23 protein-coding genes are annotated in these 25,062 nt (G+C 37.1%); 19 read left to right on the top strand and 4 right to left on the bottom strand.

Going from position 1 to position 25,062, the window contains the following annotated elements; all coding sequences use genetic code 11:
• Window positions 1-9 precede the first annotated feature (9 nt).
• From rpoC to QF044_RS15285, 15 genes are all read left to right on the top strand, one after another.
• Complete coding sequence (rpoC, locus tag QF044_RS15355; protein WP_307269082.1) at window positions 10-4,278, top strand: DNA-directed RNA polymerase subunit beta'; 4,269 nt, start codon at window positions 10-12, stop codon at window positions 4,276-4,278.
• 87 nt (window positions 4,279-4,365) lie between these two features.
• The gene (locus QF044_RS15350) at window positions 4,366-4,677 is read left to right on the top strand and encodes a DUF3467 domain-containing protein (protein WP_307269079.1); all 312 of its coding nucleotides are present in this window, start codon (window positions 4,366-4,368) and stop codon (window positions 4,675-4,677) included.
• A 270-nt stretch (window positions 4,678-4,947) separates the two neighbouring features.
• Window positions 4,948-6,546: a hypothetical protein gene (locus QF044_RS15345; RefSeq protein WP_307269076.1), complete on the top strand. Its 1,599-nt coding sequence runs from the start codon at window positions 4,948-4,950 to the stop codon at window positions 6,544-6,546.
• 22 nt (window positions 6,547-6,568) lie between these two features.
• Complete coding sequence (locus QF044_RS15340; protein ID WP_307269074.1) at window positions 6,569-7,792, top strand: T9SS type A sorting domain-containing protein; 1,224 nt, start codon at window positions 6,569-6,571, stop codon at window positions 7,790-7,792.
• Window positions 7,793-7,797: 5 nt separating this feature from the next.
• Window positions 7,798-8,256, top strand: a complete 459-nt coding sequence (locus QF044_RS15335; protein ID WP_307269071.1) for a hypothetical protein — start codon at window positions 7,798-7,800, stop codon at window positions 8,254-8,256.
• A gap of 185 nt (window positions 8,257-8,441) precedes the next feature.
• Entirely contained in the window at window positions 8,442-8,822 is a 381-nt protein-coding gene (locus tag QF044_RS15330) for a hypothetical protein (protein WP_307269068.1), read from the top strand.
• Between the two features lie 36 nt (window positions 8,823-8,858).
• Complete coding sequence (locus tag QF044_RS15325) at window positions 8,859-11,012, top strand: TonB-dependent receptor (protein ID WP_307269066.1); 2,154 nt, start codon at window positions 8,859-8,861, stop codon at window positions 11,010-11,012.
• 172 nt (window positions 11,013-11,184) lie between these two features.
• Window positions 11,185-11,835 (top strand): Crp/Fnr family transcriptional regulator, encoded by a 651-nt coding sequence (locus QF044_RS15320; RefSeq protein ID WP_307269064.1) that lies wholly within the window; start codon window positions 11,185-11,187, stop codon window positions 11,833-11,835.
• Window positions 11,836-11,961: 126 nt separating this feature from the next.
• Window positions 11,962-12,804 carry a DUF5777 family beta-barrel protein gene (locus tag QF044_RS15315; RefSeq protein ID WP_307269062.1) on the top strand — a complete coding sequence of 281 codons (843 nt, stop codon included), beginning with the start codon at window positions 11,962-11,964 and terminating at the stop codon, window positions 12,802-12,804.
• A gap of 1 nt (window position 12,805) precedes the next feature.
• The gene (locus tag QF044_RS15310; protein WP_307269060.1) at window positions 12,806-13,147 is read left to right on the top strand and encodes a hypothetical protein; all 342 of its coding nucleotides are present in this window, start codon (window positions 12,806-12,808) and stop codon (window positions 13,145-13,147) included.
• 11 nt (window positions 13,148-13,158) lie between these two features.
• Complete coding sequence (locus tag QF044_RS15305) at window positions 13,159-13,704, top strand: YceI family protein (protein WP_307269058.1); 546 nt, start codon at window positions 13,159-13,161, stop codon at window positions 13,702-13,704.
• A complete protein-coding gene (locus QF044_RS15300; protein WP_307269055.1) occupies window positions 13,701-14,228 on the top strand; it encodes an ankyrin repeat domain-containing protein in 528 nt (175 codons plus the stop codon). The genes QF044_RS15305 and QF044_RS15300 overlap by 4 nt, the downstream gene beginning before the upstream one ends.
• Window positions 14,229-14,231: 3 nt before the next feature.
• Window positions 14,232-15,017: a T9SS type A sorting domain-containing protein gene (locus QF044_RS15295; RefSeq protein WP_307269053.1), complete on the top strand. Its 786-nt coding sequence runs from the start codon at window positions 14,232-14,234 to the stop codon at window positions 15,015-15,017.
• Between the two features lie 158 nt (window positions 15,018-15,175).
• Window positions 15,176-16,021 carry a GNAT family N-acetyltransferase gene (locus tag QF044_RS15290; protein ID WP_307269050.1) on the top strand — a complete coding sequence of 282 codons (846 nt, stop codon included), beginning with the start codon at window positions 15,176-15,178 and terminating at the stop codon, window positions 16,019-16,021.
• 104 nt (window positions 16,022-16,125) lie between these two features.
• Window positions 16,126-17,409 (top strand): ectonucleotide pyrophosphatase/phosphodiesterase, encoded by a 1,284-nt coding sequence (locus tag QF044_RS15285; protein WP_307269047.1) that lies wholly within the window; start codon window positions 16,126-16,128, stop codon window positions 17,407-17,409.
• Between the two features lie 119 nt (window positions 17,410-17,528).
• Here QF044_RS15285 and QF044_RS15280 read toward each other — a convergent pair whose 3' ends face one another.
• A complete protein-coding gene (locus QF044_RS15280; protein ID WP_307269044.1) occupies window positions 17,529-18,413 on the bottom strand; it encodes an NAD(P)H-binding protein in 885 nt (294 codons plus the stop codon).
• A 79-nt stretch (window positions 18,414-18,492) separates the two neighbouring features.
• On the opposite strand from QF044_RS15280, the gene QF044_RS15275 reads away from it, so the two are divergent.
• Window positions 18,493-18,855 carry a helix-turn-helix domain-containing protein gene (locus tag QF044_RS15275; protein WP_307269043.1) on the top strand — a complete coding sequence of 121 codons (363 nt, stop codon included), beginning with the start codon at window positions 18,493-18,495 and terminating at the stop codon, window positions 18,853-18,855.
• A gap of 212 nt (window positions 18,856-19,067) precedes the next feature.
• Here QF044_RS15275 and QF044_RS15270 read toward each other — a convergent pair whose 3' ends face one another.
• Together QF044_RS15270 and QF044_RS15265 are read right to left on the bottom strand one after the other, a co-directional pair.
• Window positions 19,068-20,123: an NAD(P)-dependent alcohol dehydrogenase gene (locus QF044_RS15270; RefSeq protein WP_307269040.1), complete on the bottom strand. Its 1,056-nt coding sequence runs from the start codon at window positions 20,121-20,123 to the stop codon at window positions 19,068-19,070.
• A gap of 34 nt (window positions 20,124-20,157) precedes the next feature.
• Complete coding sequence (locus tag QF044_RS15265) at window positions 20,158-20,562, bottom strand: cupin domain-containing protein (RefSeq protein WP_307269037.1); 405 nt, start codon at window positions 20,560-20,562, stop codon at window positions 20,158-20,160.
• 130 nt (window positions 20,563-20,692) lie between these two features.
• Here QF044_RS15265 and QF044_RS15260 point away from each other — a divergent pair, with 130 nt between their 5' ends.
• From QF044_RS15260 to QF044_RS15250, 3 genes are all read left to right on the top strand, one after another.
• Window positions 20,693-21,595 carry an AraC family transcriptional regulator gene (locus QF044_RS15260; protein ID WP_307269034.1) on the top strand — a complete coding sequence of 301 codons (903 nt, stop codon included), beginning with the start codon at window positions 20,693-20,695 and terminating at the stop codon, window positions 21,593-21,595.
• A gap of 240 nt (window positions 21,596-21,835) precedes the next feature.
• Window positions 21,836-23,173, top strand: a complete 1,338-nt coding sequence (locus QF044_RS15255; RefSeq protein ID WP_307269031.1) for a carboxylesterase family protein — start codon at window positions 21,836-21,838, stop codon at window positions 23,171-23,173.
• 128 nt (window positions 23,174-23,301) lie between these two features.
• Window positions 23,302-23,469 (top strand): TIGR04149 family rSAM-modified RiPP, encoded by a 168-nt coding sequence (locus QF044_RS15250; RefSeq protein WP_307269029.1) that lies wholly within the window; start codon window positions 23,302-23,304, stop codon window positions 23,467-23,469.
• Between the two features lie 82 nt (window positions 23,470-23,551).
• Here the strand turns inward: QF044_RS15250 and QF044_RS15245 are convergent, their stop codons facing one another.
• The gene (locus tag QF044_RS15245; protein WP_307269026.1) at window positions 23,552-25,012 is read right to left on the bottom strand and encodes an alpha-amylase; all 1,461 of its coding nucleotides are present in this window, start codon (window positions 25,010-25,012) and stop codon (window positions 23,552-23,554) included.
• Between the last annotated feature and the right edge of the window lie 50 nt (window positions 25,013-25,062).

Raw genomic sequence — 25,062 nt, 5'->3', positions numbered from 1 at the left:
ATTTAAATTATGTCATCAAATAAAAATAAATCAAGTAGATTTAATAAAATAACCATCGGTTTAGCTTCACCGGAATCGATTCTGCAGGAATCGAGAGGAGAGGTTTTAAAACCGGAAACTATTAACTACAGAACTCACAAACCTGAAAGAGACGGGTTGTTCTGTGAAAAGATCTTTGGTCCTGTAAAGGATTACGAATGTGCTTGTGGTAAATACAAGAGAATTCGTTACAAAGGGATCGTTTGTGACCGTTGTGGGGTAGAGGTTACGGAGAAAAAAGTACGTAGAGAAAGAATCGGACATATTGGTCTGGTTGTTCCTATTGCTCACATTTGGTATTTCCGTTCTTTACCAAACAAAATTGGTTACCTTTTAGGAATTCCTTCTAAGAAATTAGACATGATCATCTACTACGAAAGGTATGTAGTGATTCAGCAGGGTATTGCTAAAAAATTAGACGGTTCTGATTTCGATAACATGGAATTCCTTACAGAAGAAGAGTACCTTGACATCATGGAAACTCTTCCTGCGGAAAACCAGTATCTTGATGATTCCGATCCAAACAAATTCATCGCCAGAATGGGTGCTGAAGCAGTTGAAGATCTTTTAAAAAGAATCGATCTTGATGCATTGTCTTTCGACTTGAGACACAAAGCTCACAACGAAGGTTCTAAGCAAAGAAGAACTGAAGCTCTTAAAAGATTGAATGTTGTAGAAGCATTGAGAGGTGCTAATACAAGAATGATCAACAGACCAGAGTGGATGATCATGCGTGTGCTTCCTGTTATACCACCAGAACTAAGACCATTAGTTCCATTGGATGGAGGACGTTTCGCAACTTCTGACCTAAATGATCTTTACAGAAGAGTTATTATCAGAAACAACCGTCTGAAAAGACTATTGGAGATCAAAGCTCCTGAAGTAATCTTGAGAAACGAGAAGCGTATGCTTCAGGAATCAGTAGATTCATTATTCGATAATACAAGAAAATCTTCTGCTGTAAAATCTGAATCAAACAGACCATTGAAATCACTTTCTGATTCATTGAAAGGTAAGCAAGGTCGTTTCCGTCAGAACTTACTAGGGAAAAGGGTAGACTACTCTGCGCGTTCTGTAATTGTTGTAGGTCCAAACTTACAGCTTCACGAATGTGGTATTCCTAAAGATATGGCAGCGGAACTTTACAAACCGTTCATCATCAGAAAACTGATTGAAAGAGGAATTGTAAAAACCGTGAAATCTGCAAAGAGAATCATCGACAGAAAAGAGCCTGTAGTATATGATATCCTTGAAAACGTGATGAAAGGTCACCCTGTTCTACTGAACAGAGCACCTACCCTTCACAGACTGGGGATTCAGGCATTCCAGCCTAAAATGATTGAAGGTAAAGCGATCCAGCTTCACCCGTTGGTAACAACAGCATTCAACGCCGATTTCGATGGTGACCAGATGGCGGTACACTTGCCATTAGGACCAGAAGCGATCCTTGAAGCTCAGTTATTGATGCTAGGTTCTCAGAACATCCTGAACCCTGCAAACGGTTCTCCTATTACTGTACCTTCTCAGGACATGGTTCTTGGTCTTTATTTCATGACCAAAGAATTGAGCTCTACAGAAGATATGAAAGTTTTAGGTGAAGGCCTTGCATTCTATTCTCCTGAAGAAGCGGAAATCGCTTATGCTGAAGGTAGAGTTTCATTGAATGCTAAAGTAAGATGTAGACTACCGGTTAAAGAAGATGGTGAAATCAAAACAAAATTGATCGAAACTTCTTTAGGTAGAATTTTATTCAACCAAATTGTTCCTAAACAATCAGGATACGTTAATGAACTTTTAACGAAGAAATCACTGAGAAACATTATTGGTAGAGTCTTGGCAGATACGGATTTCCCTACAACAGTGAAATTCTTGGATGCAATGAAGGACTTAGGATATTCAAACGCATTCAAAGGAGGTCTTTCGTTCTCATTAGGTGACATTGTGGTTCCTGTTGAGAAGAAAAAAATGATTGCTACATCAATTGAAACAGTAGACGAAATTAGAGCCAACTATAACATGGGTCTAATTACAGATACAGAACGTTATAACCAGGTAATCGACGTTTGGACAAATACCAACGCAGGATTAACTGAAATGATCATGGGTAGAATGAAAACCGATCAAGGTGGATTCAACTCTGTATATATGATGCTTGATTCTGGTGCGAGGGGTTCAAAAGAACAGATCCGTCAGTTATCAGGGATGAGAGGTTTGATGGCAAAACCGCAAAAAGCTGGTTCTACCGGTGCGGAAATTATCGAAAACCCGATTCTTGCTAACTTTAAGGAAGGTCTTTCCATCCTTGAGTACTTTATCTCTACTCACGGTGCCCGTAAGGGTCTTGCGGATACCGCACTGAAGACTGCCGATGCCGGTTACCTTACAAGAAGATTGGTAGACGTTGCTCAGGACGTTATCGTTACTGAGGACGACTGTGGTACTCTAAGAGGTACTGAAGTTACTGCACTTAAGAAAAATGATGAGATTGTTGAAAAAATCTCAGAAAGAATCTTAGGTAGAGTTTCTCTTCATAATATCTATGATCCAGAAACAGATGAGGTCATTGCTGAAGCAGATGAGATCATCAATGAAGCATTGGCGAAGAAAATTGAAGCTGCTGGATTAGAGTTTGTTGAAGTTCGTTCTCCACTTACTTGTGAAACCAAAAAAGGAATCTGTGCTAAATGTTATGGTAGAAACCTGGCAACTGGTAAAATGATTCATATGGGTGAAGCAGTAGGTGTTATTGGAGCACAGTCAATTGGGGAACCGGGTACTCAGCTTACGTTGAGAACTTTCCACCAAGGGGGGGTATCCACGAACGTTTCAGAAAACCCATCTATTGTTGCAAGAAGAGACGGTATCGTAGAATTGGATGAAGTAAGAACAATTACTTCTGAAGATGAAAACGGTAATACTGCAGAAGTAGTAGTTTCCCGTACAACAGAATTTAGATTGGTTACTGATAACGAGCAGAGAACACCAATGATGATTGCTAACGTACCTTACGGTTCTCAGTTATTAGTTAAACCTGGTGATAAAGTGAAGAAAGGGGATACTATTGCGAAATGGGATCCATATAATGCGGTAATTATTGCTGAAACTGCAGGTAAAGTAGAATACGAGGATATTATCCAAGGTATTTCATTCCAGCTTGAAATTGACGAACAGACAGGATTTGAAGAGAAAGTAATCTCTGAATCCAGAAATAAGAAAGCCGTACCTACTTTGAAAGTGGTAGATTCTAAAGGAGTTGAGCAGAAAGGTTACAACTTACCGGTAGGAGCCCACTTAATGGTAAACGATGGTGAAAAAATTAAGGCTGGTAAAGTCTTAATCAAAATCCCAAGAAAATCTGCAAAAGCAGGGGATATCACAGGAGGTCTTCCGAGAGTTACCGAATTATTCGAAGCAAGAAACCCTTCAAACCCAGCGGTTGTTACTGAAATCGACGGGGTAGTTTCTTACGGAAAAATTAAGAGAGGTAACCGTGAATTGATTGTTGAGGCTAAAACTGGTGAAAGAAAAATTTATTTAGTTAAATTATCTAACCAGATTCTTGTTCAGGAGAATGACTTCGTAAGAGCTGGTTCGCCACTTTCTGACGGATCTATCACTCCGGACGATATCTTAAGAATTAAAGGTCCAACAGCTGTTCAGGAATATCTTGTCAATGAAATTCAGGAGGTTTACCGTCTTCAGGGGGTAAAAATCGATGATAAGCACTTCGAGATCATCGTAAGACAGATGATGACGAAAGTATCTATCGTAGACGGAGGTGATACTCAGTTCCTTGAAGGAGCACTTGAGCATAAATTCGACTTCCTGGAGGAAAACAACAGAGTATTCGGCCTTAAAGTAGTAGTGGAAGCTGGTGATTCTAAAGAATTCAAACCAGGTCAGATGATTACTGCAAGAGAATTGAGAGACGAAAACTCTAAGTTGAAGCGTGAGGACCAGAAATTAGTAGAAGTAAGAGATGCTTTACCAGCTACAGCAACGCCTGTACTTCAAGGTATTACAAGAGCAGCTCTTCAGACTAAATCATTCATGTCTGCAGCATCATTCCAGGAAACAACTAAGGTTCTTAACGAGGCAGCAGTTGCTGGTAAAATTGACTTCCTTGGTGGTCTTAAAGAAAATGTAATTGTAGGACACAGAATCCCTGCAGGTACAGGTCTTAAAGAATACCAGAATGTAATTGTAGGTTCTAAGAAAGAATTCGAAGACCTTAACTAAAATTAATGATTTGAAATTTGAGATTTGGAATTATTTTTATACTTTCACAATCTCAAATTTCGAATTTTAAAAACATATTTTATAACAATGGACAACAATCAAAACCAAAATCAAGATCCAAACAACATCAACATCCAACTTAACGAGATGGTAGCTTCAGGTGTTTATTGCAACCTAGCACTAGTAAACCATTCTCCATCTGAGTTTGTTGTGGATTTTATCCAATTAATGCCAGGTGTACAGCAAGCGAACGTGCGTTCAAGAGTAATTCTTGCTCCACTTCACGCTAAAAGAGTACTATCTGCTCTTCAACAGAATATTGCTAACTATGAGCAGCAGTTCGGAGAAATCAAAGAAGTTGAGCCTTTCGTATTAGGAGGAAACAACGTACAAGCATAAGATTTCTTTTAAAAATAAATAGAATGCCTCAATGTAAATTGAGGCATTTTTTGTTAGGATACGATACCTGTATATATAATTCACAGACCCGTTACTTTTTCTGATCTTCTGTTTTTTTTATCAATTTTTTCTCAAGTAGCCTCTTTAAAATGTTAAAAATGTAATTTTTCATGTTTTTATTGATTTTAATTACAAATTGGTAAATATTTATTTGTGTTATTGAGAAAAATTCATTTTACTTAGTTAAATTTGCAAAAAATACGAATGGAAATGAAACTCTACCCAGTCGCCGCAGTTTTACTCTGTATGAATGTGTATGCACAAAAACAAAGCATACTTGAAACCAATCAAAAGCATTTACAAGAGCTTTATGCCAAATACGAAAAAGACCTTAAAAAGGTCCATAAAAATGGCAAAGCAGCAGGAATACCTCCTAACTTGTATAATGAAGAAGATTATAAAAGAACCATGGATCCTGTAACGGGACGAACCAATTTTGACGGATTGGTAAAAGTAAATAAAGACATTGCTACGGGAAAATATAAAGCAACCCAGCCTATGTCTTTTATTTCCAATAACCAGGGTTCTTCCTCAGGAAAAATAATCAATGAGCCTTGGATTGAAAGAGGACCATACAGTGTAGGAGGCAGAACAAGAGCAATAATGTATGATCCAAATGATGCTACGGGAAAGAGAGTTTTCGCAGGAGGAATTTCCGGTGGACTCTGGGTAAATCAGGATCCTTCCGTAAGTACCAATGAATGGGCGCCATTAAGTACATTCTGGGCAAACACTTCGATCTCATGTATTACTTATGATCCTAATAATTCTCAGATCTTTTATGTAGGCACTGGAGAGGCTCCAACTGCTGATGCTGTAGGGTCAGGTATATGGAAAACAACAGATGGTGGAACAACATGGACACAAATCTTTACGATTCCCGTAACCTATTCTTCCTCCGGAATCAGAAACGGAAATTTCTATATTAATGATATTAAAGTAAGAAATAATAATGGAATTTCTGAGGTGTATGCAGGCGTAAGTGGTTCTTATGTGGGAATTTCATTCAATGACGGATGGCAGGGGCTGAGCCAGGCAGGATTATATAAATCTACTGATGGTGGAACCACTTTTACTAAAAACAGCAATTTGCTGGCATTAAATACAACAACGAATACGACCAGTACAACAGGTTATTCTATTCAGCAGATAGAAATCGGAGCAGATAATGCAATATGGGTTTCTACCAGATCTTCCAGATTTACTAATATAGATTCCGGAGGTAGGATTTTTAAATCTACAGATGGGGATACTTTCAATCAGGTGTATAATGTGGGAAATACAGGGGCAAGAGTAAATTTTTGCCTTTCTAAAACAGATGCCAATAAAGTGTATGCTTTTATGCAGGGAGTGAACGTTACAGAACCTATTAGAATCTCAAGATCTACAGATGGTGGCGTAACCTGGCAGGCTACTAATGATCCAACCCCGGTTTTGACATTGCCAGTTGCCACAGATACCAGTATTCCTGCTAATGACTTTACAAGAGGTCAGTCTTTCTATGATCTTATTATTGCGGCAGATCCTCAAAACGATAATACACTGTATATCGGAGGGATTGATTTATATAAATCGACGAATGGAGGAGGCAGTTGGACGCAGATTTCAAAATGGTCCAATAATAACAATATGGCCAATCTTCCGGTGTCTACAGTGCATGCTGATCAGCATACAATAATATTCAACCCTTTTAATAATTATGCTACCGGCCAGATGTTGTTTGGTAATGATGGCGGAATTTATTTTGCAGCCAATAAAACAAACATTGGAACAGTAGGAGGTTTTTGTAGCAAGAAATACGAGATATAACGTAACACAATTTTACAGTGCCATGCTGAATCCTACAAAAACGCCATCGAATGAAGAATTATTAGCCGGGGCGCAGGATAATGGTTCATGGTGGCTGTATGGGGTGCCTCCTGCCAATGGTTTCCTTACCAGCCAGGCTGCGACAGGAGGAGATGGAATGTATACGGAATATGATGATCAAGATAATTATGAGATTTCGAGCTATACTAATAATAACCATTATTTATTGACTAACAGTGCTAATTATATTATAAAATCTGCTTCTGATAGAAACTTAGGACATTTTGTGAATGAGCTGGCATTAGACAGAATAAATGATGTATTCTTTTCTTATCGTTCTGGACTTACAATTTTTAGAGCAAATGGCCTGTCTTCCACTGCTACAACTGCAACATTGACAAATACTCAGATGACCGTAGGAACAGCACAATCTGGTGAGCAAGTTTCGTGGTTGAAAGTTTCTCCTTATACAACAGCTTCTACTACACTTTTTGTAGGAACCAACTTAGGAAGAATCTTTAAAATCACTAATGCAAATACCACCTCGTATGTTTCTACAGCCATCACATCCCCTGCAACAGGAACAATTTCTGATATAGAATTTGGAGCTAATGAAAATGAAATTCTTGCTACATTATCGAATTATAATGTAGTGAGTGTATTTTATTCTGCAGACGGAGGAGCTACATGGCAAAATAAAGAAGGAAACCTTCCGGACATGCCTGTGAGAACCATTTTACGAAATCCTGATAATGCTAATGAAGTATTGGTAGGCACAGAAATGGGAGTTTGGGGAACCATGAATTTCCTTGCTGCAACGCCTAGCTGGGCTTCAGTAACAGGAAATATAGGAAATATTAGAATTACCAATTTAGATTATAGACCTTCTACCAAGACCGTATTGGTTTCCACTTATGGAAGAGGAGCCTGGACAACACAGAATACCAATACTACTTTGGCAACAATAGATACCCAATCTAAAAAAGACATGTATAGACTATATCCTAACCCTTCAAAAGGAATCTCGCATCTGAGATTTGATACGGCTAAATACAGCAGTGTGGATATAACGATTGTTGATAGCTCAGGAAGATTGATCTACAACAAGAAAAATGTGAAGTCTGATGAAGAATTCGGACAAAAACTAACCCCTGGAAATTATATACTGAAAGCTGAGTCTAAAGGCGAAACAGTATATAGTGGTAACTTCCTGGTATTGGGACGCATAGGAGGTGATGATGATTAAAAAAAATGAATAATCAATTATTATTAATAGTATTTGGGGTACTGGTTTCCTGTGGGGTGCCAGTATCCTCTTTATATAAAGATAAAATGCTATCCGTGATTTCTGCTGAGAAAACAGAATGGGTAGGAGGAAGGGCAGGAGTAAAAGGAGCGATGTATATTGTTCAGCTGAAGAAAAAAAACAATAGTATCATTATTGTAAAAACATTAAAAGCAGAAGGAAATATAATTTCATTTGCTCAGAATAATTCAGGAAATACAATTGTAATAAGAGGAAACCTCCCTTATAAAAATAAAGAAGAGAACATGGTTGCTGATCCTGTACCAACGGGAAATTCTGATTCTCAAAATTTAAATCCTAAAGATAATTGGATAGAATATACCGTTAAAGGATCTAAAATATCCAACAGAATAAATATTCCAAAATTTATTTCTGTACAACCTTCAGGAGATTCTGTTCCTTAAATAAACTTTCTTTGAATAAAAAACTACTTTTTATTTTTTTATGTCTTCTGGTCATCATGTTATTCAATAATATGATATACTCTGTTATTTTTCACTTAAAAAGAGAGCTATATGAAGCTACACAATACAGTGTAAGCCATCACGCTTTAAAAGAATCAGAGATCAAGTGCTTTACTGAAAAAGATATGGCAGCTGCAGAATGGAAGGAAGAAAAAGAATTTACTCTGAATGGATATTCCTATGATGTCATTAAAGTCAGCCTTGTAAATGGTGAAAAATATTTTGTTTGTTATATGGACAAAAAAGATATCATCATCAATTCTATATTAGATTTCTCAAAAAAATTGAGCATTAAAAAAACATATGTGTGGCGCCAGATAAATCTTCCTGTACATGAGAAAAATGTACTCAAAACATCAGGCCTTTTTACTGTTTTTGATAGAAAAGAATTTCATTTTTTTTTAGCTCAGTATTTAAACATACTACCTCATCATTACAACCCAATAAATAAGACTCATTATTTATCCATTATTATTCCTCCACCTGAAACAGGATTTGTTTTATAAGGTGATTAGAATATTAATGGTAACAAATTTTAAATAATGAAAAAATATATATGCATAGCAGCTATGTTAGGCTGTTCTATTGTACATGCTCAGCAAACACAGCAAGGATCAATTGATGAAATTAATATCCTTGGAAGAAAAAAAATAAAACAGGAACGTGCAGAGTTCAAAAGACATGCGCAGTCTGTAGAAACACTTTCTGAAGAAGATCTTAACAGAAACAACCCCGCAGCAATTGATCAGACTTTGTCTACTATGCCGGGTCTTCAGGTAGATAAGCGAACTAATTTCGGAGGACAAAGACTTGTTTTAAGAGGATATGGAAACGACCAGAAATTCAATAACTGGGGCGTAAAAGCTTATTGGAATAACATGCCACTAACAACAGCTGAGGGGATCACGGTTCTGGATGATGTTGATTTTGCGTATGTAACGAATGTAGAAGTGATCAAAGGACCTGCAGCTACCATGTATGGAGGTGGAGTAGGTGGAGCGGTACGCTTTTATACCCGTCCGGATTTTACAAAAGGAATATCTGTATCCGAAAACGCAATGTTTGGAGCTTTTAAGACCTTTCAGTCAAGAACACAATTGAATGTTGCAGATGATAATTACTCTGTCAGTGCTGCATATGGGCATCTTGAAACAGATGGCTACAGGCCGAATGGAAGTGGGCTAAAAAACTTTTTCAATGTAAACGGAACTGTTAAATTAAGTAAGAAAGACCAGTTAAGTTTCTTTGCAAGCCAGGCTTATTCCTATGAACATACATCAGGGCAGATTTCATATGATGATTATTATGCTGGTATTGATAATGGAAACCCTGCATATATCCGTAAAAATTCCGGAACAAAAATAAAATCAACCAGAGTAGGATTGAGTAATATGGCGAGTCTTACCTCCAATTTAAGAAACTATACCACCTTATTTTATTATAACGGAAATACAGAAAGCGTTTCTGCCGGAGCCTATGGAATTACAAGTTCTCCGAATGTAGGGTTGCGTTCCACTTTTACATTAAAGAACGAATTTAAAGATTTCGAAAACCGTTTGGATTTTGGTGCAGAAATACAAAACTCTGTTTCTACAACCTCCAGCTACCGTTTTACAGGCTCAGAAACACAGCCCTTACAAACAACCGGGATGAGCGGAGCTTCCTACTTTAAATACAATAATAACCAGTCCACTTATTTTGTGATAGATTATCTTACGTACAAACCCTGGGGACTTACATTACTTGCCGGTATAAGTGCCAATAGAACTAATTATGACAGGAAAGATCTATATGCACTACCTGATTTAATTCCAGGACGTAAGGATCAGTCATTTGAAAAAAAGTTCGACGTAGCCTATACTCCGCATTTTGCCTTACAGAAAGAATGGAAACATCAGATCTTTAATTTGAGTTACAGCGAAGGATATAATTCTCCTACTGCCGCTTCGTCATTTATTACAGCTACGAATACAGTTAATGATGATTTAAAACCGGAACGTGCAAAAATGATAGATTTCAGTGTACACGGACTTTTATTGAATACGAAATTAGATTATCGTATTTCTGCATTCAGAATAGATTATTCTAATAAACTTTCGCAGTTGCTTATTCCGGGCAATACTAATGGACAAACCTATTGGGCAAATACAGGAAGTCAGAAAAACACAGGATTGGAATTCAGTGTAGGATATCAGTATAGAACAGATAATTCGTTTATTGAGAGAGTTGTTCCGTTTGTAAATCTTTCTTACTATGATGCGAAATACAAAGATTTTAAAACAAGATTATTGGGTGGTGATAAAGTATATGATCATAAAACAGTAGTAGGAGTTCCAAGAAATAAATATGCTGTAGGTTTGGATATTTATACAAAGCCAGGTTTTTATCTTGTCAATACTTATAATTATCTTGGAAATGTATATTCCGACTTCGACAATACTAACCGTGTAAAAGGTTTTGGACTGCTTAATTCAAAACTTGGCTTTAAAAAAACCTTTAACAAACTAGATGTTGATGTCTATGTAATGGGAAATAACCTGACCAATGAAATCAACTACACCTTTTTATTTCTGGGAAATAGCATTAATGACTCGGATGCTGGCAGTGGCTACCCTAAAGGAACGGCAACAGACCTTAATCCCGGACCTGATAAAGCTTACTTCTTTTATGGTGTAAATCTAAAATATAGATTTTAAAAATAAAAAAAACTGTTTCATTCTTATGAAGCAGTTTTTTATTGTTTTTCAGGAATATATACCGTAATGGAGAAATTAATCAGATTCTTTTGTTGATAATAAAAGAATTTTAATTTTTTACCACATCAGGTGCCTATTTTATATATTTGCTTTAGAAAATGATATAGAAAGTATGGTAAATAATCAATTCATTATTGGGAAATTTGGATTCTTGGGTCAGGATTTCCTAAAAGAGCTGCATGCTAATGCAGTGATCACTGATATAAAGGCAAAAACTGAAATTATCAGGGAGGGACAAAAAAATAAATATGTACCTTTTCTGATCAAAGGTTCCATCAAAGTTTTTACCCTTAATGACGGAAGAGAGCTCATCTATTATTATATAAAGCCGAATGACAGCTGCCTGATGACCTTTTCCTCAATTTTTACAGATTATACAAGCAGAATATATGCTGTTGCAGAAGAAGAATCAGAAGTTATCCTGATCCCCGTTTCTGTGATACATGAGTGGCTCATTCGTTTTCCTGAGATCAACAAAATATTTTATCATGAATATGATAAGCGATTTATAGATGTGATGAATATGGTCAATGATGCCGTATTCCACAGGTTGGATAAGAGAGTGCTGAACTATATCCGGCAGCAGATTTCCATTACAGGAAACAATCCTCTAAAGATTACACACCGCGAAATAGCCAGTAATTTGGGTACATCCAGAGAAGTTGTAAGCAGAGTTTTAAAAAAGATTGAAAATGAAGGTGAGATTTTACAAACCAAAGAAGGGATCAAAATTCCTGTAAATGAAAATGTTAGCCCTATCTAATATATGATGTTTTAATGGTTTTATATTTATCATTGATAAAAACAATTTGTTCGGTGACTTTTATCACGTACTTTTGAATTTATAACGCAATAGTTTTGTCATATCATAATTTAAATCAAATTGTATATGACAAAAACTCTCTTATTTTTGTCGGTATTTGCATCAGGTCTTGCCTCGGCACAGGAAGACCTCCTGAAAGATATTGACACCCTCAAAACAACTACAGAAACTTCACAACCCGCCTTTAAAGCCCTGCAGATCGTCACGGGTCAGTCGACTAAACTTTCCGCTAAAAACGAATGGTACATTGTTGTAGCACACCGTTTCGGAGATGTAAGCACCGGCTTTAAAAATTTTTTCGGTCTTGATGATGCATCCACTAAATTAGGGGTGATCTATGGTATTACAGACAAAATTTCGGTCAGCCTTTCCCGGGAAACAAATTTGAAAACCTTTGAAGGTGCTGTAAAATACAAACTCATCAATCAGACTGAGAATTTTCCGGCAGATATTGTAGGCTACAATGTAATGGCCTTAAACACTGATCTGGATAAAGATAATTATCCCCATCTCAAATTCAGTGACAGGCTTGCTTACCTTACACAGGCTTTAATCTCAAGAAGGTTCAATGATCAGTTTTCATTACAGTTAACGCCTTCTTTTGTTCATAAAAATCTTTACGATCCCGCTATAGAAGACAAAAATCAGTTTCTAACCGGATTAGGAGGAAGATATAAAATTTCCAAAAGAATCTCTCTGAATGCAGAATATTTTGTGAATTTCGACAATCACAGTTTCTATAAAAATCCACTTTCATTAGGAATCGATATAGAAACCGGGGGACATGTTTTCCAGCTTTTATTTACCAATTCCCAGCTTAATTCAGATATCGGCTACCTCTCCAATGCTGCTGGAAAGTGGGAAAAGGGACAGATTTTCTTTGGGTTTAATCTTTATAGAGTTTTTTAAGATGAAGAAGATACTATACATATTGTCGTCAGCCGCTTTATTTACAGCTTGTGACAGCAGAACCTATGAAGAGATTTCAGATAATACACCCATTACGGTACCCGTTAGATACAACGCAGACGTGAAAACCATTGTTGATAATAACTGTATCGGTTGTCATTCGGCAGGAAGCTTTAAGCCTCTGACCACTTATACTGATGTTAAAAATAATATTGACGGTATTATAGACAGGATAACGAGACCAAACGGAGATCCGGGTAAAATGCCGCAGGGAGGCTCCCTGTCCCAAACCCAGATCAATATCTTCATAAAATGGAAAGCCGACGGGCTTACTGAAAATTAAAAATATTTAATATGAAAAGATTGGTATTAATGAGTGCCGTACTGTTCTTTACAGGCTTTGTTTCAGCCCAGAAATACAGTTCCAAAACCGGTAATGTAACCTTCGAGGCATCTGTGCCCCTTTTCGAAGATGTCTATGCAAAAGATGACAACAATATTGTCGTGCTGAATACGGATAACGGAGAAATAGCTTCCGTTTCTGCGGTGACAAACTTCCATTTTAAAACTAAATTAATGGAAGAGCATTTCAATGAAAGCTATGCAGAAACAGCAAAATATCCCAAGACCACCTTTAGAGGGAAGCTCTTAAATTTTGACAAAACAAAACTTAGCACTTCACCCCAGAAATATACCATTCAGGGAACTTTGAATTTCCATGGAGTAGATAAAGCTGTGTCTTCAATTGCTTCGGTTTATGCTAAAGACGGGAAAATTTATGTGCAAGGAAAATTTGTAGCAAGACCGGTAGATTTCAAGGTGACCATTCCTAAAATGGTTACAAAGAAAGTAGCAGAAAATGTAAATGTTGAATATAATTATATACTTGTAAAGCAATGAAAAACATAGTCTTTATTATAAGTGTTTTCCTGAGCTTTTCAGTAATGTCCGCCCAGGAAAAGGTAAAATCTATATTTGATATTGCCAGAAGCGGAACCGTAGCTGAAGTAAATGACCTTATGAAACAAAATCCGGATATTATTAATCAGACCAATGAAAATGGATTTTCACCTCTTATTCTTGCATGCTACAGAGGAAATATAGGAGTAGCTGATTTCTTGATGGATAAAGTAAAAGATATTAATTATAATTCTTCGATGGGAACTGCGCTTATGGCAGTTGTGTATAAAGGCGATTTACAATTGACTCAAAAATTACTGGATAATAAATCGGATATAAATACCACGGATTCACAAGGGACCACACCGCTTATTTTTGCTTCAAAACTGGGAAATACGGAAATGGTGAAGCTTCTTTTAAAATATCATGCAGATAAAAATATAAAAGATAAACAAGGGAATACAGCTTTTGAATATGCCGTACTATCCAAAAAATCAGAACTTATCAATCAACTAAAAAATTAAAATATGAAAAACATTGTACTCTTTTCCTTCTTATTAATCGGTTTTTTGGGCATTTCGCAGCAAAAAACTACAGGTGATGTACCTTTATCCCCAAACAATGGGATCACGGCAAACTTTACTCTTGACAATACAACGTCTAAAGTAACTTTGGTTTTAAAAGGTCCGTCTGATAGATGGTTTGGTTTGGGAATTGGCGTTAGCGCAGGATTTAGTATGTCAGCGGGAGATGCTGTGGTTTATTCTGACGTAACAACTCCAAAACTTACCGATAGGAACTTTATAGGAACAACACAGCCTCCGTTAGATGCCTCACAAGACTGGACCATAGTAAGTGATGTTGTGGCTGGTTCTGTAAGAACTTTAACTTTAACGAGAGCTTTGACAAACTCAGATCCGAATGATTATCAAATGCCTTACGCTACTACAAATTCTATAAGTTTTGCAGGACCAAGACCGGCTACGGCAACGACAACAGTGGCTCCTCATGGCGGAACGGCGAATGTAGGATATGCTACTGCATCTTTTGCTACTGTATTAGGGGTGAATGATATTGATGCAGTAAGTAAAAAGGTAAGTCTTTATCCAAACCCTGCAAAATCAACAGTAAGTTTCAAAAATGCGGATAAAATTAAATCTATTGATATTTATGAGTCTGTGGGAAGAAAAGTAAGAACTGTAAAACCTGACGGCGAGACAGTGAATGTCAGAGATCTGAAGCCTGGTATTTATTATTTTGAAATCACTTTGAAAGACGGAAATCTGTCTTATGAAAAACTGATCAAAGAATAACACACATTATAAAACATTCATATAAATGCCTCTGAATATCCGGAGGCATTTTATTTTTTACTAAGAAACATTAAACGATAACAGCATCTGTTGTTATATCTTTGTTGTTTAGTAGAATCTTTTCCGGTTCTGCTATACTAAACCTTTTAAATTAATACATGGAGATCAGAAATTTAAAAAATATTAATGTTGAGGAACTTTTAACAGTGTTTAACAAGTCTTTCTCAGACTATGTTGTTCCTTTCCATCTATCGCTAGAGCAACTGCAATTAAAAATTGAAACAGAGAAAATAGATATGAACCTGTCTGTTGGTGTTTTTGAATCTGATAAGCTGGAGGGATTTATCCTTCAGGCCTGGAAAGAAGAAAATGGACAACATATCATTTACAATGCGGGGACAGGTATCACCAGGGAATACAGGGGAAAAGGATTAGTCAGGAAAATGTATGACTTCATTATGCCTGTATTAAAAGAAAGAAAAGCAGATGTACTTGTTCTTGAAGTGATCGACAGAAATACTCCTGCTATCAGGGCTTATGAAAACCAGGGTTTTAAAATCGTCAGAAGGCTCCTGTGTTTCAATGGAATGATTGATCTTAAGGAAAAAAATACAGAAATATTGATTGAAGAAATGGAAAACTTTCAATGGGAAGTTTTTCAGTCTTTTTGGGATATTGAACCTTCGTGGCAAAATTCTGCGGTCATACTTAGCGGTATGGAAAAAAAATACAGAATCCTGGGTGCCTACAAAAAAGAACAGCTTGTGGGATATGCTGTTTACAATTCTGAATCAAGAAAAGTATGCCAGATAGCGGTAGATAAAAATGTTAGAAGACAGGGTATTGGATCGGAACTTTTCAGAGCAATTGGATCGTTGTGTGCCGGGCAGGCCGTATCTGTAAATAATGTAGATGATATTTCTGAAAATACCTCAGCTTTTCTTGAAAGAACAGTTGGACTTAAAAACTGGATTTCACAATTTGAAATGAAGAAAGAGATTTAAAATTTCTCCAGACATTCCATATTTTCATCTGTTTTTAATATACTTTTAATCTTATAAATTTTTACGGGAAAAGTGTAGACCGTAACTTTGCGAAAAATTTAATAATGAAGCGAGGAATACAAATTGTACTGCTGTTTTTTTCTTTGGCAATCTATGCCCAGCAGGCCTATATCGATACGGCCCAGGTAGTCGTTCCAGGCCGTATAAACAATGCCGAAGCTCAGGCAAAGCCTTATGTAATCATGATCTCTACAGATGGGTTCCGTTACGATTATGCAAAGAAATATCATGCGGAAAACCTTTTAAAATTGGCATCCGGTGGCGTTCAGGCTGAAGCTATGATTCCAAGTTATCCCAGTATTACTTTTCCTAACCACTGGAGCCTTATCACGGGACTTTATCCTTCCCATCACGGGTTGATCGATAATTTTTTCTATGATTATAAAAGAAAGGAGCCCTATGCAATGAGTAATAAAAAAAATGCGGAGGACGGAAGCTGGTATGGCGGAACACCGCTTTGGGCACTGGCTGAAAAACAAGGCATGGTTTCGGCTTCCCTGATGTGGGTAGGTTCAGCAAGTGATGCAGGAGGGATGAGACCTTCCTATTATTATCCATATCATGAAAAATTTAAGCCTGCTGAAAAAGTGGAGAAAGTAGTCAACTGGCTAAAACTTCCGGCAGAAAAAAGGCCTCATTTTATATCACTTTATTTCCCTGAAGTAGATGGAAGCGGTCATCATTTCGGGCCCGACAGCAAAGAAACAGATGATGCCGTTCATCTGATTGACGGCGCTATTGGGGAACTTGTTCAGAAAGTCAATGGCCTTGGACTGAAAAATGTAAACTTTATTTTTGTTTCAGATCACGGAATGATCAAAGTGGATGGCGGAACTCCTTTGGAAATACCAGCTATGCTTTTTGATAAGAACCGTTTTGATTTTTACAATTCGCAGACTTTGCTTAGAGTCTATGTCAAAAATCCAGCTGAGGTTAAAACTGTTTATAAAGAATTGAAAGCCTCTAAAACAGACGATTATGAAGTTTATCTTGATAAAAAGCTGCCTAAATATTTGCATTTCGCCACAAGGGATGACAGGTACAACAGGATTGGACAGATCCTTCTGATTCCAAAAGCTCCAAAAATATTTTTGGAAAAAGGTAAAAAAACATCCGTAGGAAAACATGGCTACAATCCAAGGATCGTTCCTGAAATGAAAGCCACATTCTATGCGTGGGGACCGGAATTTAAGAATAATGTAGTCGTTGATGAATTTGCCAATGTCAATGTTTATCCTTTGGTTACAGAAATTCTGGGATTGAAAACAGATCAGCCTATTGATGGCAAACTGAAAGTTTTAAAGAAAACATTGAAGGAGAAAAAATAAATTAAATCTCGATTATAGATTGAGCTAAAAACAGTTTCGGCGCACCGCAGGTGCGCCGAAACTGTTTAAATTAATAAAGAAGTAAATAGCAAAAACAGTCTTAAAAAGCCATCAAAACCTTATAAGCTAAATTTAGAAGCAAACTCTTTGGCAAAGTCTTCCAATTTAGTTTCACCATCCACAACAGAACCATGCTCAATAAAATCCTTTTGTACAATCCCAGTTCTTATTCCCCTTCCCATTTCTGTATACATTTCAGCCATTTCTTGTGGAAGGCCGGCCTGAAGCATTCCGTTTAATGAATCTTCATCTTTAAATTCAACCCAGGGAAGTTCCGGTTTTCCAATAGCAGCACCAAAAATCTGAGCAAAATCTGCAGCCTTACGGATATCGCCAACAATATATCTTATGTTTTTACCGGAAGTATCTTTTACCAGTTCCTCTGCAGCAGCCTTGGCAATATCATTCGGATGGACAAGAGGAACAGATACTTCGGCAGAATAATTTCCTCCGATGATTCCTGCTCCTTTGACCAAAGGAATATCATTGAAGAAATTACTGTAAAAATATCCGGCCCTTAGCAGGGTGACATTAGTATTTTCCAGTTCATTATAAAACTTTTCAATATGGTGAAGACTTTTAATAGGACCATTCTCTACAGGAGATTCTGCTCCAATGCTGCTCAGCATGACCAGTCTTTTGGTATTGTTTCTTTTTATAGCTTCTGCGTAGTTTTTTCCTGCATTAACCGTATTTTCTACAATATTAATTCCTCCCATATTGGGTGGGGTCATAGCAAAAACAGCATCAGCTCCTTCAAAAGTTCTTACTAAAAAATCCAAATCTGTGATAGAACCGATAGCAGCCTTCGCTCCCAATGCCTCAATCTCACTGATTTTAGCTTCGTTGCTACTGATTACAGTCGGATCATGTCCTTCTGCAATAAGCTGCTGTGTTAAAGGTTTTGCCACATTACCTACTGAACCTGTGATGATAATTTTCATAATAAATATTTTTTTATTCTGATAACAAAGGTATATTTGTACTTACTTTTATACAAGTACTTACCCTAAAGTATGTATTATGACAGCCATTAAAGAAAGCTCTACCATTCAGCAGAATAAAAAATATGCCCTCGATAAATGTCCCGTTACTTATGTAATGGAAAAAATCGGTGGTTACTGGAAACCTATTATCCTGTACCAGCTCTCCAACGGAGATAAAAGATACAGTGAACTGAAACGTGCCATTCCTGCAGTGACCGAAAAAGTACTTATCCAGCATCTGAAACAGTTGGAAACGGATGGATTGGTCATCAGAACGGCAAAACCTGTCGTTCCGCCTCATGTTACTTATAAATTAAGCAAAGCAGGTGAGGGATTAATTCCCGTTATTGCCTCTTTAGCTGAATGGGCATTCCAGGATATGAAAGGGGAGTATAGCTGAATATTTTGTAAAATGTAAATGTATTTATGATAAATTTCTGAGATATATTGTAATTCTATATATAGAATTGCTGAAATTCAATAGGAATAAACTTCAGCCCGTTTAATTTTTACATCAAACCCATGGCTTTAGCCAAGCTAAAAGAATTGCCTTATTTTAAAATAAAAAAAGACTGCCCGGAGACAGTCTTTTTCGTTAAAATATATTGAGAATTACAAAGATTGCATATCAATTACAAAACGGTATTTCACGTCACTTTTGATCATTCTTTCATATGCTTCATTAATATCCTGCATTTTGATTACTTCAATTTCTGATACGATATTGTGTTTACCGCAGAAATCCAGTAATTCCTGGGTTTCAGCAATGCCACCAATCAATGAACCCGCTACAGAACGACGCTGGAAGATCATAGGTCTTGTACTCACCTCAGTTTCCTGGAATTCACCTACAAATCCTACAAGCACTAAAGTTCCGTTAAGCGTAAGCGTCTGCATATAAGGATTGATATCATGCTCGTAAGGAACCGTATCAATAATCAGGTCAAATTTTCCTTTTACACCGTCTATTTGTGAATCCTCAGTGGAAATCACAACATGATCTGCACCCAATTGTTTTGCATCCTCGGTTTTCCCCGGAGTTCTTGAAAATAAGGTTACTTCTGCACCTAATCCTTTGGCTAATTTAATGGCCATGTGTCCCAATCCGCCTAAGCCTACCACTGCCACTTTAGAGTCCGGTCCAACGTTCCAGTGTCTCAGTGGTGACCATGTGGTAATACCTGCACATAGAAGTGGTGCTACTGCCGCAAGATTCAGATTTTCAGGCACGCTTAAAACAAAATGCTCATCCACCACCACTTTCTGGGAATATCCGCCAAAAGTATGCCCCCCCAAATGCTTATCTTTTCCGTTATAGGTTCCTGTAAATCCGTTTAAGCAGTATTGTTCCAGATCCTCCTTACAGCTGTCACAATGTCCGCAGGAATCCACCATGCAGCCTACTGCAGCCAGATCTCCTACTTTAAATTTAGATACTTCATTTCCTACATTGGTAATTCTGCCGACGATTTCATGTCCTGGAACTACAGGATAAAGAGATCCTCCCCAGTCATTTCTTGCCGTGTGAAGGTCAGAGTGGCAAACCCCGCAGTATAGAATTTCAATTTCTACATCTTTTGGAGTTGTTTCCCTTCTTTCAATATTCATTTCTTTCAGGTCTGATGTTTTAGATTCAGCCCCGTACGCTTTTACTGTTAATGTGCTCATTGGTTTATTTGATTTAAGTTTAGATAAGTTTTAATTATAAATTCCTGTACTCCTCATCGCTTACAGGTTCCAGCCACTCCACAATACCGTTCTGACTATTTGGATTAATGGCAATATGTGTAAATTCACTGTCCGGACCTGCTCCATGCCAGTGGATGATGCCGGGAAGAATATTCACAACATCACCAGGCTTTAGAATCCGTGCAGGCTTGCCTTTTTCCTGGTAAAATCCCATTCCTGAAGTTACGATTAAAATCTGCCCTCCAGCGTGAGAATGCCAGTTATTTCTGCATCCCGCTTCAAAAATAACGTTTCCGATCTGGCAGTTCAGATCATCTTCATTGGGCTTTAGAATCTGCACCCATGCTGTTCCTCCGGAAAAATAAGCTTCAGGAGCTTTTTCACCCTTTGGAAAAATGTTGGTATTTAATGTTTCCATAACGATACAAAAGTCGAAACTTTCAGACAAACACAGCTTATACAGATTACCGAAATACTTACCAATTTTACAGACATCAAAAAAGATACATCGGAAAGTGGTAAATTTGAGTAAGATTAAAATGAAATTCATGGAAGATCAAGAAGTTGAAATTTATAATAGTGTATCAGAATATAATAAAATGGCCAATCAGGAAACCCTGCATCCCCTGGTAAGTGTCATTGATTTTTCAAAATCTGATCCTATTTGTCAGCATAAAAGAACCTTTGGTTTTTATACTGTTTTTTTGAAGGATGTAATGTGTGGAGACATGTTTTACGGAAAAAACAGTTACGACTATCAGGAAGGAACATTGGTTTTCATTGCCCCTGGACAGACATATGGAATTTACAATAAAGGAAATTATATCCAGCCGGCAGGTTTTGCCTTAATCTTTCATCCGGATTTAATTAAAGGAACCAATTTAGGAAAAAACATAAAAGACTATTCATTTTTCTCTTATGATGTTCATGAAGCTTTGCATCTTTCTGAAAAGGAGCGGGAAATCATTTTAGAATGTTTTAAAAATATTAAGCTTGAGCTTGAACAGTCCATTGATAAACACAGTAAATCGTTAATCGTTAACAATATTGAACTGTTTTTAAATTACTGCATGCGTTTCTACGACCGTCAGTTTATTACAAGAGATCACATCAATCAAGGCGTGATCGGAAAGTTTGAAGATCTTGTCGATGATTATTTTAAATCTGATAATCCTAAAAATATAGGTTTTCCGATGGTTAATTATTTTGCTGAAAAACTCAATCTTTCTGCCAATTATTTCGGAGATCTCATTAAAAAAGAATTGGGCGTTTCCGCTCAGGAATTTATTCATAACAAACTGATCGATGCTGCCAAAGAACAGATCCTGAATCCTGCCAAATCAATCAGCGAAATTTCTTACGACCTCGGTTTTAAATATCCTCAGCATTTTACAAGACTGTTTAAAGCTAAAGTTGGTATTTCCCCGAGTGAATATAAAATGCTGAACTGATTTTTTTAAAACAAACAGCACCAATTCTTTAACCACTATCACAATTTCAGAGGACATTTGTGAAAATTGCGTTATAAATTGTTGATAGCCGTGTGTAATAATCTTAAGAATGTATATATTTATATTGTAAGATTCTCTTGTTACAGCCTTAATTTCCAGCGTTAAAACCAGAATTAAATTTTTCTATTTCAAAAAACAAAGTTAATTTTAATAGGTAAAATTTTTCAACGCTTTTTTTAAATGACAGTTCCACAGGTAAAAACTCACATTTTTCAGACACCATTTGGGAAAATCATAGCATTAAAAGAAAATGGCATTATTAAAGCCAAAAGTATCCGGTATGCCCATTCCGAAAGATTCAAAAGGCCTGTTCCTGAAGAACCGATAGCTTCGGAAATTATTTTTCCTGATAAAACGCCAGTCTGCCCTCAGATTATAAGCCCGCTGGTCGAAAAGATGATAGGTCCCACTCAAATTGAAAACTTCAATCCTCACGAATCTATCCAATATCTTTCAGTATTCCGACCTGAACATTTTACAGAGAATGAAAAACTTCCCGTTGTTGTATGGATCCATGGAGGCTCCCATGAGATCGGTTGCGGTGACCTACCTACTTCAGATCCTTCTGATTGGGTGAAAGAGCAGAACATTGTGGTCGTTACTGTTTCTTACAGATTGGGACTTTTCGGATTCTTAGGGGGAGATGGGGAAAGACCTCCCAATTTAGGACTGTTTGATATGATTGAAGCCTTGAAGTGGATTAAAAATTACATTCTATATTTTGGTGGTGATCCTGAAAATATTACTCTTTTTGGACAGTCTTCTGGTGGTGATGCTATTACCCATCTTATGATCTCAGAAGGTGTTGAAGACCTTTTTCAGAGAGTCATCATTCAGAGTGCACCATTGGGGCTTCGGCATAATCGACAGAAAATGGCGGCAGAGTTTCTGTGGAAAACTGAATTTCTCAAAGAAGAAAAAGATGCTTTAAAAATGGTGGAAGAATATGGGAAATATGTACCGTCTGTCATAAGGTACGGATTGAAAGCAGCCATGCCTTTCGGAATACAGTACGGATTTCCTCCATTATGTAAAGAACAGGAATCTGCAGAAAAGTGGAAGTCAAAGGCTGGAAAATATGATGTGCTGATTGGCTTGAATGATCATGAAACTGCATTTTATCTCAAAACTTCAGAGGCTTTAAGCAGGTATTTTGGAAAAGGGATAGGTTTAAAGGTTATTGATAAACTGGTAAGAAAAACAACTGAATTTATTTACGGAAAACCAGCAGAAGAGTTTGCGAAAAATTATGCGGAATCAGGAGGTAATGCCTATTTATTCAGGATTCATTCCAAAGCAGAACAAAGTGGGATAGGAGCAGCACATTGTATAGATCTTCCCCTTATTTTCGGAAATGAAAAGGCTTGGAAATATGCAGAACTGCTGAAAGATATTCCCTGGGAATACATTTATGAAAGTGGAAAAAAATTAAGGGCACTTTGGGCAGAATTTGCCAGAACAGGGAAAATATCAGATACTTCTGAAAGACCGGAAATTCTTGAGCTTCGTAAAATTTAAATCAGATTATTACTGATTATAAAAGATGTGAATTAAGTAGACTTTGTGATGTATTTGGTTGGTTATGTTTAATTAAACTGCCATATTTTACGTATATTAGTTAACCAAATCTTAAAAATATATTAATTATGAAAACTAAAATTTTTCAAAATGTGAGAAAACTCAACCGAAAGGAGCTTAAAGACTTAAAAGGAGGCGGACCGATCCGGGACAGAGTATGCTGTACTTCCAACGAGGAAGGCTACTGCTGCGAATGGGCCACTGATATTTGGAATTGCCGTTATATCAATTGCTAAATATTACAAATTGCTACATCTTTTAGGCATACATAAGCAGTTCATGAATTGTCTGATTATGTATGCCTTTATTTATTTTAAATTATTCAGGAACCCAGACACTTACATTTCCTGCAGGAACCGGAAAATTTCCCCATCCCTTATCGTCAATACTTACCTTTTCCTGAAATCTGCCCAGTAGATCATAGAAATTTTTACCGATATAATTTCCTCCCATTTCCATAGGTTTGGTGTAAGCCTCCTTATTACTTAAAACTACCGCACATCCCGAATGCTCATCATCTCCCTCACGGGTCCAGCCTAAGCAGTTCGCATCCTCAAAATAATCCCTTTGTAATCCATAAGTATGATCTTTTCTTGCTTTAAGAAGTTCCTCAATACCATCCACTTTTTCGAGAAAAATTTCCTGATCATTCCCCTCTTTATCTTTGTCAATATAATGAGCCCCATAAAGATCAGGATAAAAAACACAAGGATATCCATTCTCCCGGAGAAGGATCAGCGCGTAGGCCAAAGGCTTGAACCAGGCTTCTACCGGAGCTTCAAGATCCTGTAAAGGCTGCGTGTCATGATTGTCGACAAGACTTACAGAATGCATCGGATCAGCTTGGGTCAGGGTTTCATCAAAAATTCTTCGGAGATCATAAGAACCGCCCTCCTTTGAAGCCGTGTGGAAATTATTCTGCAGCGAGCTGTCAAAAAGACTCATACAGCCTTCTGTTACCTCAATATATCTCTGAAGAAGATTCAGTTGTCCCGGAGCCCAATACTCTCCGACTGCAAAAATGTTTTTTCCGGAATTAGAGCGCAGCATGGTGAGCCATTCCTTATAAAAATCAAATGAAATATGTTTTAAAGCATCCAGTCTTACCCCGTCAAAATCTGTCAGGTTGGAATACCATTCAGCCCAGCTGTTGAGTTCTTCACGTACAAAAGGATTCCGATGCTCGATGTCGTTGTACATCAGGTAATCGTAATTTCCCTTTTCATCATCAATCATCTCTTCCCAGTCGTTCCCGTATTCAGACTGTATCTTAAAAATATGGGAATCCATCCCTTCAGCATAATCTACACCACTGAAACAGGTAAAATTCCATTCAAAATCAGAATACTTTTTTCCTCTTCCGGGAAAGGTGAATTTGGTATAAGATTCTATTTCGATAACATCGGAAATAATCTTTTCCCGGTTGTTCTCGTCAACTTTTACGGCCTTAAATTTTTCCAGTTCATCTCCGCCAGCCTTATGCCCCAGCACAATATCCACAATGATCTCAATACCCTGTTTTTTTAAGGCTTGAATAGCTTTTAAATAATCATTTTGGGTGCCGTATTTTGTAGGAAGACTTCCTTTCTGGTCAAATTCTCCCAGATCATAGAGATCATAGGCATCATATCCTACAGAATATCCTCCATTGGTTCCTTTATAGGCAGGGGGAAACCAGACTGAGGTGATTCCTAATTCTGCCAGATTTGTGGCCTGCGTTTCTGCTTCTTTCCATAATTTTCCATTTCCTTCAGAATACCAGTGGAAAAATTGAATCATTGTTTGGTTCATAGAATGTGGTTTGATCTCTACAAGATAGTGAAAATTTT

The sequence above is a fragment of the Chryseobacterium sp. W4I1 genome, from assembly GCF_030816115.1.
In the GTDB taxonomy this organism is placed as follows: domain Bacteria; phylum Bacteroidota; class Bacteroidia; order Flavobacteriales; family Weeksellaceae; genus Chryseobacterium.
Note: the sequence above shows the minus strand (reverse complement) of the source record. Positions and strands in the feature narration are given on the sequence as shown.

What these genes read in the sequence shown, in the direction of transcription:
- QF044_RS15290 (WP_307269050.1), top strand. Translation starts at nt 15,176, where the DNA reads ATGGAGATCAGAAATTTAAAAAATATTAATGTTGAGGAACTTTTAACA.
- QF044_RS15345 (WP_307269076.1), top strand. Translation starts at nt 4,948, where the DNA reads ATGAAACTCTACCCAGTCGCCGCAGTTTTACTCTGTATGAATGTGTAT.
- QF044_RS15350 (WP_307269079.1), top strand. Translation starts at nt 4,366, where the DNA reads ATGGACAACAATCAAAACCAAAATCAAGATCCAAACAACATCAACATC.
- QF044_RS15260 (WP_307269034.1), top strand. Translation starts at nt 20,693, where the DNA reads ATGGAAGATCAAGAAGTTGAAATTTATAATAGTGTATCAGAATATAAT.
- QF044_RS15320 (WP_307269064.1), top strand. Translation starts at nt 11,185, where the DNA reads ATGGTAAATAATCAATTCATTATTGGGAAATTTGGATTCTTGGGTCAG.
- QF044_RS15325 (WP_307269066.1), top strand. Translation starts at nt 8,859, where the DNA reads ATGAAAAAATATATATGCATAGCAGCTATGTTAGGCTGTTCTATTGTA.
- rpoC (WP_307269082.1), top strand. Translation starts at nt 10, where the DNA reads ATGTCATCAAATAAAAATAAATCAAGTAGATTTAATAAAATAACCATC.
- QF044_RS15265 (WP_307269037.1), bottom strand. Translation starts at nt 20,562, where the DNA reads ATGGAAACATTAAATACCAACATTTTTCCAAAGGGTGAAAAAGCTCCT.
- QF044_RS15280 (WP_307269044.1), bottom strand. Translation starts at nt 18,413, where the DNA reads ATGAAAATTATCATCACAGGTTCAGTAGGTAATGTGGCAAAACCTTTA.
- QF044_RS15245 (WP_307269026.1), bottom strand. Translation starts at nt 25,012, where the DNA reads ATGATTCAATTTTTCCACTGGTATTCTGAAGGAAATGGAAAATTATGG.
- QF044_RS15305 (WP_307269058.1), top strand. Translation starts at nt 13,159, where the DNA reads ATGAAAAGATTGGTATTAATGAGTGCCGTACTGTTCTTTACAGGCTTT.
- QF044_RS15250 (WP_307269029.1), top strand. Translation starts at nt 23,302, where the DNA reads ATGAAAACTAAAATTTTTCAAAATGTGAGAAAACTCAACCGAAAGGAG.
- QF044_RS15285 (WP_307269047.1), top strand. Translation starts at nt 16,126, where the DNA reads ATGAAGCGAGGAATACAAATTGTACTGCTGTTTTTTTCTTTGGCAATC.
- QF044_RS15300 (WP_307269055.1), top strand. Translation starts at nt 13,701, where the DNA reads ATGAAAAACATAGTCTTTATTATAAGTGTTTTCCTGAGCTTTTCAGTA.
- QF044_RS15335 (WP_307269071.1), top strand. Translation starts at nt 7,798, where the DNA reads ATGAATAATCAATTATTATTAATAGTATTTGGGGTACTGGTTTCCTGT.
- QF044_RS15330 (WP_307269068.1), top strand. Translation starts at nt 8,442, where the DNA reads ATGGCAGCTGCAGAATGGAAGGAAGAAAAAGAATTTACTCTGAATGGA.
- QF044_RS15275 (WP_307269043.1), top strand. Translation starts at nt 18,493, where the DNA reads ATGACAGCCATTAAAGAAAGCTCTACCATTCAGCAGAATAAAAAATAT.
- QF044_RS15270 (WP_307269040.1), bottom strand. Translation starts at nt 20,123, where the DNA reads ATGAGCACATTAACAGTAAAAGCGTACGGGGCTGAATCTAAAACATCA.
- QF044_RS15255 (WP_307269031.1), top strand. Translation starts at nt 21,836, where the DNA reads ATGACAGTTCCACAGGTAAAAACTCACATTTTTCAGACACCATTTGGG.
- QF044_RS15295 (WP_307269053.1), top strand. Translation starts at nt 14,232, where the DNA reads ATGAAAAACATTGTACTCTTTTCCTTCTTATTAATCGGTTTTTTGGGC.
- QF044_RS15315 (WP_307269062.1), top strand. Translation starts at nt 11,962, where the DNA reads ATGACAAAAACTCTCTTATTTTTGTCGGTATTTGCATCAGGTCTTGCC.
- QF044_RS15340 (WP_307269074.1), top strand. Translation starts at nt 6,569, where the DNA reads ATGCTGAATCCTACAAAAACGCCATCGAATGAAGAATTATTAGCCGGG.
- QF044_RS15310 (WP_307269060.1), top strand. Translation starts at nt 12,806, where the DNA reads ATGAAGAAGATACTATACATATTGTCGTCAGCCGCTTTATTTACAGCT.